1 protein-coding gene is annotated in these 714 nt (G+C 67.9%); it reads left to right on the forward strand.

Features of this window, described 5'->3' with window-relative positions; all coding sequences use genetic code 11:
* On the forward strand, positions 1-714 hold a 714-nt coding region (locus tag P2L57_RS39845), incomplete at both ends, for a ketoacyl-synthetase C-terminal extension domain-containing protein (RefSeq protein WP_275823496.1).

Consider the following 714-nt stretch of genomic DNA (forward strand, 5'->3'; position numbering starts at 1 on the left):
AGCGGTTGTCGGATGCTCGTCGCAATGGGCGTCGGGTGTTGGCGGTGGTGCGGTCGAGTGCGGTGAATCAGGATGGTGCGTCGAATGGGTTGACGGCGCCGAATGGGCCGTCGCAGCAGCGGGTGATCCGGCAGGCGCTGGCCGCGGCCGGATTATCCTCGGCCGATGTGGACGTGGTGGAGGCGCATGGCACCGGTACGCGGCTGGGTGATCCGATCGAGGTGCAGGCGGTGTTGGCGACGTATGGCCAGGACCGGCCGGAGGATCGGCCGTTGTGGCTGGGCTCGTTGAAGTCGAACATCGGTCATACCCAGGCGGCTGCGGGTGTCGCGGGTGTGATCAAGATGGTGCAGGCGATGCGGTACGGGGTGGTACCTCGCACGCTGCATGTGGATGCGCCGTCATCGCAGGTGGACTGGTCGGCGGGTCGGGTGGAGCTGGCTACGGAGTTGGTGTCGTGGCCGGTCACGGGCCGACCGCGCCGCGCTGGGGTGTCGTCCTTTGGTGTCTCGGGGACGAATGCGCACGTGATTCTCGAGGCGGCGCCTGACCTTGAGGTCGACGGCGGTGCTGACGTTGCCGCTGACGGCGATGCGGGAGCGGTGTGGGTGGTGTCGGCGCGGTCGGAGCAGGCGTTGCGTGGGCAGGCTGCTCGTTTGTTGTCGGTGGTGGGTTCGCTGGATCCGGTGGCGGTGGGTTCGGCGTTGTTGTCGC

This window comes from Streptantibioticus ferralitis (assembly GCF_029223525.1).
In the GTDB taxonomy this organism is placed as follows: Bacteria; Actinomycetota; Actinomycetes; order Streptomycetales; family Streptomycetaceae; genus Streptantibioticus_A; species Streptantibioticus_A ferralitis.